Consider the following 10,042-nt stretch of genomic DNA (forward strand, 5'->3'; position numbering starts at 1 on the left):
ACACGACTTTGAGAACAGTCTAGCTCCAGCGCCTACCCTCGACGTACAGGACGTACTAGTGTCGACAATGCGACAGGATAAGGAAGTCTTCGACAGCAATATATCGCACGACCAAAAGTAGAGCTTTTGGGAGGACGCCGCGTTTTTGTTTACCTCAAGGTCACAAGCCAATCCTGAAAGGCAGAGCTCACCTTTCCGTGAGGCTCGTCTTGTGCTTGTCGGGGGTGACCGAGGCGCTTGCGCTTTTTATAATGGAGATGGTAAAAGTGATTATTAATATACTTGCGGGTGGTCCGGTAACCCTGCTGCCAAATTTGAGTATTTACAAGCAAGAAGGGGATATTTGGGTAGGAGTTGATAGAGGCGTCTTACCCCTTCTCTCATTCGAGATACATCCATCGATCGCTTTTGGGGATTTTGATTCGGTTTCAGATGAGGAAATGGCCATGATTGAGGAGCATATTGCAGACTTGAAACGGTACATGCCTGAGAAAGATGAAACGGATATGGAATTAGCATTAAACTGGGCAATCAAACAGAAGCCCGAATTAATTCGCATATTTGGGGCAACGGGCGGAAGATTAGACCACTTTTTAGCTAATATACAGCTTCTTGTTAAACCATTACTTCAAGATGAAGATACTCAAATCGAAATTATTGACCAAAGTAATATCATCTATATTAAAGGACCGGGAAATCATGAAATCAGGAGAAACCTTCAGTTTAAATATGTTTCTTTTATCCCTCTAACTATGGAAATTACCGGTCTGACCTTAAAAGGATTTAAGTATCCATTAAAGGATCAGCATGTTCCTATGGGGTCCACGCTATGTATTAGTAATGAACTTATTAACGATATTGGGAATTTTTTATTTTCAAAAGGCATAATAATGGTTGTAAGAAGTAAAGATTAAGTTCCCAAATTATTAGTACTTATCATATTTATTTGAATAAGATGATAATGGCGAAGGATAAGATGGATGTGTGAGATCGTGAGGAGGGACACGTGATATGAGATTTTATACAATTAAACTGCCTAGATTTTTAGGCGGTATCGTACGCGCAATGTTAGGAACCTTTAAGAAAAATTGAAGCGAGTCGAGCAAGAAAACGAAGCACCTGTCAAGGGTGCTTTATTTATTGCATTTAAAAAAGACATCCAAATGGATGTCTTTTCATATTATACGCGTTCTACTTTACCAGATTTAAGCGCTCTTGTAGATACCCAAACACGCTTTGGTTTACCGTCTACAAGGATACGTACTTTTTGAAGGTTTGCACCCCAAGTACGCTTGTTAGCGTTCATTGCATGGGAACGTGCATTACCTGTTGTTGTTTTTCTACCAGTGACTACACATTTACGTGGCATATTATTTCCCTCCTTACACATAAGCTGAAGCTATTTTTCATGCTTTCATTGCTATGTTAGATGACCATTTTGATTTAATGTCTCGAAATTAATAAATTTGTAGACATTAAAAGATACTTTAATAATTTATCATACAACCCTTCATATTGCAATAGGTGTCTTTCAAGAAAAAATCCTTGACATACACTATAGAGCGGTAAGTTATAATAAGGAGGCTAGAGTCTAGCTTTCAAAATGACAAAGTATATAGTAAAATGATTTTAGCCAAGGAGTATTTTCCAAAGGGGGAAGTAAGATGTCCATCGAACTTAATACGAAATTCGGTCAAATTGATATTTCGAATGAAGTAATTGCAACAATTGCAGGTGGGGCTGCAGTTGATTGTTATGGAATTGTAGGAATGGCCTCCAAAAATCAGCTAAAGGACGGACTAACTGATATTTTGCGTAAAGAAAATTTTACACGTGGAGTTATTGTTAGACAGGATGAAGACGAAGTACATATTGATATGTATATTATAGTAAGTTATGGAACGAAAATTTCCGAGATTGCTCACAACGTGCAATCAAAGGTCAAATACATCCTAGATAAAACAGTTGGACTTAGCACGGACTCGGTTAATATTTACGTTCAAGGAGTTCGCGTGACGAACTCGTAGTGAGGAGGAAAGACTTGTGTCAATTAAAGCACTAGATGGAAAACGATTCGCAGATATGGTCATAACGGGAGCCAAACACTTATCCGCAAATGCCCAATATGTTGATTCACTTAACGTTTTCCCAGTTCCTGATGGTGATACTGGAACAAATATGAATTTGTCCTTAACATCAGGAGCGAAAGAAGTAAAGAATAATATTCAAGACCATATTGGTAAGGTTGGTTCAGCACTTTCTAAAGGATTGCTTATGGGTGCACGCGGGAACTCAGGGGTTATTCTATCCCAGCTTTTCCGAGGATTTTCTAAAGCCATTGAGCATAAGGCTGAAATTAATAGCAAAGAATTTGCTGATGCACTTCTAAGTGGAGTAGAAACGGCATATAAAGCAGTTATGAAGCCTGTTGAAGGAACCATTTTGACAGTAGCAAAAGACTCAGCAAAAAAAGCAGTGCAAGCAGCCAAAAACGAAAATGACCTTATTGCCTTAATGGAAGAAGTCATCAAAGAGGCAAAGGCATCTCTCAGCCGCACTCCAGACTTGCTGCCCGTCTTGAAAGAGGTAGGGGTAGTTGATAGCGGAGGTCAAGGGCTTGTCTTTGTTTATGAAGGATTCCTGGCTCAATTAAAGGGTGAAGAACTTCCTGACAGTCCGTCAGCATTTCCAAGAATGGAAGATTTGGTTAGCGCAGAGCATCACAAAAACATACATAGCTTTATGAATACAGAAGATATTGAATTTGGTTATTGCACCGAATTTATGGTCAGATTTGAATCAGAGAAGCTTACGAAAAGTCCATTCTCGGAAGAAGTGTTTAGAACGGACTTAAGTAAATTTGGAGATTCTTTATTAGTTATAGCAGATGATGAGCTTGTTAAGGTTCATATTCACTCAGAACAGCCTGGTGAATGTTTATCCTATGGGCAGCGTTATGGAAGCCTTATCAATATGAAAATCGAAAATATGCGCCAGCAACATACCAACTTAGTTGAAGGGGCTCAAACTCAAGCAAGCTCTGCACCTGTATCGAAAGAATTAAAGGAATACGGAATTGTTACTGTCTCAATGGGAAAGGGCATTGCTGACCTATTCCGCAGTATTGGCGCCCATGCAGTTATAGAAGGCGGCCAGACGATGAACCCGAGTACAGAAGACATTGTGAAGGCGATTGAAGAGGTCCATGCCAAAAAGGTCATTATCCTTCCTAATAATAAAAATATTATTATGGCGGCTGAGCAGGCTGCGGAAGTCGCAGAACAAGAGGTTATTGTCATTCCGACAAAGACAGTTCCACAAGGGATGTCAGCATTGCTTGCTTTCAATCCAAGCGCTGATTTAGTCCGAAATAAGGACGGAATGACAGAAGCACTTCAACATGTAAAAACGGGACAGATTACATTTGCTGTAAGAGACACAAGCATTGAAGGTCTTGAAATTGAAAAGGATGACTTCATGGGCATCGCCGAAGGGAAAATCCTAGTCAAAAATAAAGATAAAGTCCGGGCAGCAAAAGATCTACTTACTAGCATGCTTGATGAGGATTCGGAGATCTTAACAATCCTTAAAGGTGAGGATGCTTCTGATGAAGATGTGGAAGCCATCGTCAGTTTTGTAGAAGAAGAGTTTGAAGAGGTTGAAATTGAAATACATGATGGAAAACAGCCGCTATATGCATTTATTTTTGCAATTGAATAATGAGAAATGATAACGAAAGCGCCTTCTTTGTAATTGAAGGAGTTATCTGTTGATCTTACACACAGAAAAGAAGGGGCCTCCCCTTCTTTTTTGGCTAAATAAAGTTAGGGATGACTCATTTATTGATGAAATAGATTCGGAAGCTGGAGGTGAGATCTTTGTCTAATCATCATAAAGTATTGAAGCCAAATATGACTCTTCCAGTTACGGCCGTTAAAGGGATTGGAGAAGAAACCGCAGCAGCATTAGGAGAAATGAATATAAAAACCGTAAAGGATTTACTAGAGTACTTTCCATACCGCTATGAAGATTACCGTCAGAAGGATTTGGCAGAGGTTAAGCATGAAGATAGAGTGACTGTGATCGGCAAGGTACATAGCGAGCCCTCTCTTGTCTATTATGGAAGAAAGCGTTCAAGATTAACGTTAAGAATATTAATAGGAAACTATCTAATACAGACAGTTTTATTTAATCAGCCATATGTGAAAAACAAAATCTCCATTAATGATACAGTCACGGTTACGGGAAAATGGGACCAGCATCGTCAAACGATTACAGCAAGTGAATTGCATGTTGGTTCTGTCATAAAAAGTAAAGATTTTGAGCCTGTTTACGCTGTAAAGGGGAAAGTAACGGTTAAAGGGTTAAGACGCTTTATCAGTCTTGCTTTTTCTCAATTTGGAACAGATATCGAAGAAACATTACCTGAAATATATTTAGTTAAATACAAGCTAATGAATAGAAGAACTGCGCTAAACATGATGCATTTTCCTGCTGATCAAAATGATTTAAAGCAGGCAAGAAGAAGATTTGTTTATGAAGAGTTTTTTTATTTTCAATTAAAAATGCAGGCATTAAGAAAAATTGATAGAGAAAAGTCAAACGGCATCAGTCAACTTTATCAACTTGAAAATCTTAAGTCATTTATTCAATCATTGCCATTTTCCCTTACAAACGCACAAAAAAGAGTTGTCAATGAAATTCTTTCTGATATGAAGTCGTCATTTAGAATGAACCGGTTGTTGCAGGGAGATGTGGGCTCTGGAAAGACAGCGGTTGCGGCGATTGCTCTTTATGCGTCTAGAACGGCGGGCTTTCAAGGTGCGTTAATGGTCCCAACAGAAATATTGGCGGAACAGCATGCTGAATCACTAAAACAAATGCTTGATCCATTTCAGATAAAGTGTGAGCTGCTGACAAGCTCGGTAAAGGGAAAGAGACGCCGTGAAATACTGCAGCTTCTTAAGGAAGGGGCCATTGATGTTCTGATAGGGACGCATGCTTTAATACAAGATGAGGTTGAATTTCAAAAACTAGGCCTTGTTATAACAGATGAACAGCATCGATTTGGTGTTGAACAGCGAAGAGTATTGAGGGAGAAGGGGGAGAACCCAGATGTTTTATTTATGACAGCGACCCCTATTCCTCGAACATTAGCCATTACTGTTTTTGGAGAAATGGATGTATCCATTATTGATGAAATGCCGGCAGGGAGAAAAGTGATAGAAACGTATTGGGCAAAGCCTTCTATGCTTGAGAGAGTATTGGGCTTTGTTGAAAAGGAGCTTCATGCTGGCCATCAGGCATATGTAATTTGTCCGCTAATCGAGGAATCTGATAAGCTGGACGTTCAGAATGCAATCGATGTACATGCGCAATTAACACACTTTTTTAATGGGCGCTATCAAGTTGGATTAATGCATGGCAGATTACACTCAGATGAAAAAGAAGCAGTAATGAAGGAATTTAGCAATAATGAAGTTCAAGTCCTCGTTTCGACTACGGTAGTTGAAGTTGGCGTGAATGTCCCTAATGCAACGATGATGGTCATTTATGATGCGGAACGATTTGGTTTGTCCCAGCTGCATCAGTTAAGAGGAAGGGTCGGGCGTGGCAGCGATCAATCTTTTTGTATTCTTCTGGCCGATCCGAAGTCAGAAACAGGGAAAGAACGAATGAAAATAATGACTGAAACGAATGACGGCTTTCTTCTAAGCGAAAAGGACCTGGAACTAAGAGGGCCTGGTGATTTCTTTGGAAAAAAACAAAGCGGACTCCCTGAATTTAAGGTTGCCGATATGGTGCATGATTACCGAGCTTTAGAGACAGCTAGAGATGATACGGCACAATTAATTCAATCAAATGAATTCTGGACAATGCCAGAGTTTCAATATTTAAGAGCATACTTAAGGGAATCAGGAGTTTTAGAAGGTGAAAAACTTGATTAATAATTGCTTCAAGAAATAAAGTGGTTTCAATGAGCTCTGGTGTGACAGAGCTTATTTCTGCTTGCAATATACTATTCGTGATTATATACTACTATTAGTACCTAGTCTTAATATCTGGGACGGAGTGTAAAAGATGCGAAGAAATAAAAAAGAACGGCAGGCTTTATTAACGGAAACGATCAAGGAAAATCCTTTTATAACCGATGAAGAACTTGCTGAAAAGTTTTCTGTCAGTGTTCAGACAATCCGGCTGGACAGGCTGGAATTATCCATTCCTGAGCTGCGTGAACGAATAAAGCATGTAGCAGAAAAACGGTTTGATGATGAAGTCCGATCCTTGCCCATTGAAGAAATTATTGGAGAAATTATTGATATTGAATTAGATAAAACGGCTATTTCAATTTTAGATATTAAAGAAGAACATGTTTTTAGGCGGAACAAAATTGCCCGCGGGCATCATTTATTCGCTCAGGCCAATTCATTGGCAGTAGCAATGATAAATGACGAGCTTGCGTTAACGGCTAAAGCAAACATTCAATTTACCCGTTCCGTGAAGCTTAAGGAAAGAGTCATTGCAAAGGCCAAAGTTGTGAGCATCGATTCTGAAAATGGCAGGACAATCGTGGAAGTTGCGAGCTATGTGAATAATGAGTTAGTTTTTAAAGGGGAATTCGATATGTATCGTTCTCACAAAAAAACAAAAAAGGATGAACAACAGCATGAAAATAGCGATTGATGCAATGGGGGGCGATCATGCTCCTAAAGAAATCGTGCTTGGAGCCATGAAAGCTGCTGCTGAATATAAGGATATTGAAATCACCCTTGTTGGGGACGAAACGAAAATTAAAGAATATTTAACGAATCCGGAACGAATTGAAATTTTACATACAAATGAAGTCATTTTAGCAACAGATGAGCCTGTTAGGGCCGTGCGCAGAAAAAAGAATGCCTCTATGGTTCTAGCAGCACAGCTCGTTTCTGATGGTAAAGCTGATGCTTGTATCTCAGCTGGAAACACAGGTGCCTTAATGGCGGCAGGCCTTTTTGTAGTTGGTCGAATAGAGGGGATAGAAAGACCAGCATTATCCCCAACCTTGCCAACGATTGGCGGAGAGGGATTTTTACTTCTTGATGTAGGAGCTAATGTGGATGCAAAGCCTGAACATCTTTTGCAGTATGCCATAATGGGATCTATCTATTCAGAAAAAGTTCGTGGGATTTCCAATCCAAGAGTTGGCCTCCTTAACATTGGTACAGAAGAAAAAAAGGGAAATGAGCTTACAAAGGATACATATGAATTGCTGCAGAATGCTAATTTGAATTTTATCGGTAATGTGGAGTCGCGGGATTTACTTGAAGGTGCTGCAGACGTTGTAGTAACAGATGGATTTACTGGCAATATGGTACTGAAGACTATTGAAGGAACAGCCCTTTCCGTTTTTAAAATGTTGAAGTCCGCATTGACAAGCAGTTTTAAAAGCAAGCTGGCTGCTGCCGTTCTAAAGCCGGATTTAGTCCAATTGAAATCTAAAATGGACTACTCTGAATACGGCGGTGCGGGTCTATTTGGTTTAAAGGCTCCAGTCATTAAAGCACATGGATCATCAGATGCAAATGCACTATACAATGCTGTGAGACAGACGCGGGAAATGGTTGCACATCATGTATCAGAAACAATCAAGGAAGTTGTCGAAAAGCATAACTCAAAATAATTTTAATAAAGAATAGGAGTGTCTCAATGGGGAAAATTGCATTTCTTTTTCCAGGCCAAGGATCCCAAACTGTAGGAATGGGAAAAACTCTAGCGGATGCTGATCAAACAGTAAAATCATATTTCGATAAAGCAGATGAAAAGTTAAACTTTTCGCTCTCAAAGCTTATTTTTGAAGGGCCGCAGGAAGAGCTGACTTTAACAACAAATGCGCAGCCTGCATTACTTACAACAAGTATAGCTGTCCTGAATTATTTTAAACAATCTGGGATCAAACCGGATTTTGTTGCTGGCCACAGTCTAGGTGAGTATACAGCACTTGTTGCTGCGGGAGCGATTTCTTTTGAGGACGGGGTGTACACAGTTCGAAAAAGAGGGGAATATATGGAAGAGGCAGTTCCTAATGGTGAAGGCACGATGGCTGCAGTTTTAGGCTTAGACCGAGAAACTCTTCGCACAGTAACAGAGAAGATTACCGATGAAGGTGATTCAGTGCAGCTGGCAAATTTGAACTGTCCTGGACAAATTGTTATTTCCGGATCAAGAAAAGGTGTTGAAATCGCATCAGTGAAGGCAAAGGAAGCCGGTGCAAAACGTGTGATGCCGCTAGTAGTAAGTGGCCCATTCCACTCGGATTTAATGAAGCCAGCTGCAGAAAAGTTTAAAAAAATTCTAGATGAAATAGAAGTAAAGAATGCAGAAATCCCAGTAATAGCAAATGTGACAGCTGATGAAATAACATCTGAAGAGGAAATTAAGGAAAAATTAATAGCTCAGCTTTATTCACCTGTTCTATGGGAGGATTCAGTTCAAAAGATGATTTCATTAGGTGTAGATACTTTCATTGAAATTGGCCCAGGCAAAGTTTTATCTGGTCTAGTAAAGAAAATCAATAAAAGTGTTCGGATTTTTGCCGTTTCCGATCAAGAGACATGTACAGCAGTTATAGAGTCCTTAAAGGAGGAAATACAATGAAGCTTGAAGGAAAAATAGCTCTAGTAACAGGTGCTTCCCGAGGAATTGGCCGAGAAATAGCTTTGGAATTGGCTAGACAAGGTGCAGATATTGCGGTTAATTACTCAGGCAGTGAAGAAAGAGCTAATCAGGTAGTTGCTGAAATTAAGGAAATGGGCAGAAGTGCCATAGCGGTTCAATGTGATGTTTCCAATAGTGAGTCGGTTGCGAATATGGTAAAGGAAACAATTGACGCTTTTGGAAAACTTGATATTCTTGTTAATAATGCTGGGATTACAAAGGATAATCTTTTGATGAGAATGAAGGAAGACGAGTGGGATGATGTAATTAATATTAATCTTAAAGGTGTCTTCCTATGTACAAAAGCTGTAACAAGACAAATGATGAAGCAAAGAAGCGGGCGAATTATTAATATTTCATCAATTGTCGGAGTCAGCGGCAATCCTGGTCAAGCAAACTATGTTGCTGCTAAATCCGGTGTAATCGGACTTACAAAAACATCCGCTAAGGAACTCTCTTCTCGTGGTATAACCGTTAATGCTGTTGCCCCTGGATTTATTACAACTGACATGACGGATAAGCTTCAAGAGGAAGTAAAGGAAGCGATGTTAAAGCAAATTCCGTTAGCTCGGTTTGGAGAGCCTTCAGATATTGCTAATGTTGTTGTTTTCCTCGCTTCAGAAGATAGCCGATACATGACAGGTCAGACACTTCATGTTGATGGCGGCATGGTTATGTAGCAACGCGCGTACACGGATACATTTTTTTAAGTAAACTATTTAAAATAATAATAAAGTACATTTATTATTTACTTAAAATACACTATAATATCTTGAGGGGAGGTGAACAAGCATGGCAGAAGTATTAGAAAGAGTAACAAAGATTATCGTTGACCGTTTAGGTGTTGAAGAGTCTGAAGTAAAATTAGAAGCTTCATTCAAAGATGATCTTGGCGCTGATTCCCTTGATGTAGTTGAATTAGTAATGGAATTAGAAGATGAGTTCGATATGGAAATCTCTGATGATGACGCTGAAAAAATTGCTACAGTCGGTGACGCTGTAAGTTACATAAGTGCAAAGCAATAAATCATCAGTTTACAAGTAAGCAATACTTTTTCAGTGGGGGTATCTACCCTCACTGTATATCATTTTGTCGTATTTTTTGTCCATTATTACTTGACATTAGATTAGGTAATGGCGGACAGAAAATACGTTTGTCTTTTAAAGCTCCGTTCAATAACGGGGCTTTCTTATGCTTTTTTGCATATTTCATTGTTTTTCAGTAAACTCGTTATTAGTATTGTTTAAATTTATCGCAGATTAACGGGCAGTAAGACTCCCACCTCAAAACTTTAGATGAATCAAAGAAGTTTAAGTGGGAGGTCAACTGCCCGTAAAGGCCCGATTA

The 10,042-nt window shown here is 39.3% G+C and carries 11 protein-coding genes; 10 read left to right on the forward strand and 1 reads right to left on the reverse strand.

Going from position 1 to position 10,042, the window contains the following annotated elements:
• Positions 1-266 precede the first annotated feature (266 nt).
• Positions 267-914: a thiamine diphosphokinase gene (locus tag V7122_RS15105; RefSeq protein ID WP_335347909.1), complete on the forward strand. Its 648-nt coding sequence runs from the start codon at positions 267-269 to the stop codon at positions 912-914.
• Between the two features lie 97 nt (positions 915-1,011).
• On the forward strand, positions 1,012-1,092 hold the full coding sequence (gene spoVM / locus V7122_RS15110) for a stage V sporulation protein SpoVM (protein ID WP_066289202.1): 81 nt from the start codon (positions 1,012-1,014) through the stop codon (positions 1,090-1,092).
• Between the two features lie 88 nt (positions 1,093-1,180).
• Here spoVM and rpmB read toward each other — a convergent pair whose 3' ends face one another.
• Positions 1,181-1,369 carry a 50S ribosomal protein L28 gene (gene rpmB, locus V7122_RS15115; RefSeq protein WP_335347910.1) on the reverse strand — a complete coding sequence of 63 codons (189 nt, stop codon included), beginning with the start codon at positions 1,367-1,369 and terminating at the stop codon, positions 1,181-1,183.
• Positions 1,370-1,664: 295 nt separating this feature from the next.
• On the opposite strand from rpmB, the gene V7122_RS15120 reads away from it, so the two are divergent.
• The 8 genes from V7122_RS15120 to V7122_RS15155 all read left to right on the forward strand — a co-directional run bounded on the left by V7122_RS15120 (position 1,665) and on the right by V7122_RS15155 (position 9,720).
• A complete protein-coding gene (locus V7122_RS15120) occupies positions 1,665-2,027 on the forward strand; it encodes an Asp23/Gls24 family envelope stress response protein (protein WP_335353347.1) in 363 nt (120 codons plus the stop codon).
• A gap of 16 nt (positions 2,028-2,043) precedes the next feature.
• The gene (locus V7122_RS15125) at positions 2,044-3,720 is read left to right on the forward strand and encodes a DAK2 domain-containing protein (protein WP_335527417.1); all 1,677 of its coding nucleotides are present in this window, start codon (positions 2,044-2,046) and stop codon (positions 3,718-3,720) included.
• A gap of 179 nt (positions 3,721-3,899) precedes the next feature.
• A complete protein-coding gene (recG, locus tag V7122_RS15130) occupies positions 3,900-5,948 on the forward strand; it encodes an ATP-dependent DNA helicase RecG (RefSeq protein ID WP_335527446.1) in 2,049 nt (682 codons plus the stop codon).
• A gap of 133 nt (positions 5,949-6,081) precedes the next feature.
• Positions 6,082-6,684 carry a transcription factor FapR gene (gene fapR / locus V7122_RS15135; protein WP_335344380.1) on the forward strand — a complete coding sequence of 201 codons (603 nt, stop codon included), beginning with the start codon at positions 6,082-6,084 and terminating at the stop codon, positions 6,682-6,684.
• Positions 6,668-7,660: a phosphate acyltransferase PlsX gene (gene plsX / locus V7122_RS15140; RefSeq protein WP_335527419.1), complete on the forward strand. Its 993-nt coding sequence runs from the start codon at positions 6,668-6,670 to the stop codon at positions 7,658-7,660. The genes fapR and plsX overlap by 17 nt, the downstream gene beginning before the upstream one ends.
• Before the next feature lie 26 nt (positions 7,661-7,686).
• The gene (gene fabD / locus V7122_RS15145) at positions 7,687-8,634 is read left to right on the forward strand and encodes an ACP S-malonyltransferase (protein WP_335527421.1); all 948 of its coding nucleotides are present in this window, start codon (positions 7,687-7,689) and stop codon (positions 8,632-8,634) included.
• Positions 8,631-9,374, forward strand: a complete 744-nt coding sequence (gene fabG, locus V7122_RS15150) for a 3-oxoacyl-[acyl-carrier-protein] reductase (RefSeq protein WP_335484412.1) — start codon at positions 8,631-8,633, stop codon at positions 9,372-9,374. The genes fabD and fabG overlap by 4 nt, the downstream gene beginning before the upstream one ends.
• 112 nt (positions 9,375-9,486) lie before the next feature.
• Entirely contained in the window at positions 9,487-9,720 is a 234-nt protein-coding gene (locus V7122_RS15155; protein ID WP_335344376.1) for an acyl carrier protein, read from the forward strand.
• Positions 9,721-10,042 lie beyond the last annotated feature (322 nt).

The organism is Bacillus sp. JJ1532 (genome assembly GCF_036965085.1).
Taxonomy (GTDB): Bacteria; Bacillota; Bacilli; order Bacillales; family Cytobacillaceae; genus Cytobacillus.

Excerpts from the sequence above, each read along its gene's own strand:
- spoVM (WP_066289202.1), top strand. The coding sequence starts at position 1,012 with ATGAGATTTTATACAATTAAACTGCCTAGATTTTTAGGCGGTATCGTA.
- rpmB (WP_335347910.1), bottom strand. The coding sequence starts at position 1,369 with ATGCCACGTAAATGTGTAGTCACTGGTAGAAAAACAACAACAGGTAAT.
- V7122_RS15120 (WP_335353347.1), top strand. The coding sequence starts at position 1,665 with ATGTCCATCGAACTTAATACGAAATTCGGTCAAATTGATATTTCGAAT.
- fapR (WP_335344380.1), top strand. The coding sequence starts at position 6,082 with ATGCGAAGAAATAAAAAAGAACGGCAGGCTTTATTAACGGAAACGATC.
- plsX (WP_335527419.1), top strand. The coding sequence starts at position 6,668 with ATGAAAATAGCGATTGATGCAATGGGGGGCGATCATGCTCCTAAAGAA.
- fabD (WP_335527421.1), top strand. The coding sequence starts at position 7,687 with ATGGGGAAAATTGCATTTCTTTTTCCAGGCCAAGGATCCCAAACTGTA.
- fabG (WP_335484412.1), top strand. The coding sequence starts at position 8,631 with ATGAAGCTTGAAGGAAAAATAGCTCTAGTAACAGGTGCTTCCCGAGGA.
- V7122_RS15155 (WP_335344376.1), top strand. The coding sequence starts at position 9,487 with ATGGCAGAAGTATTAGAAAGAGTAACAAAGATTATCGTTGACCGTTTA.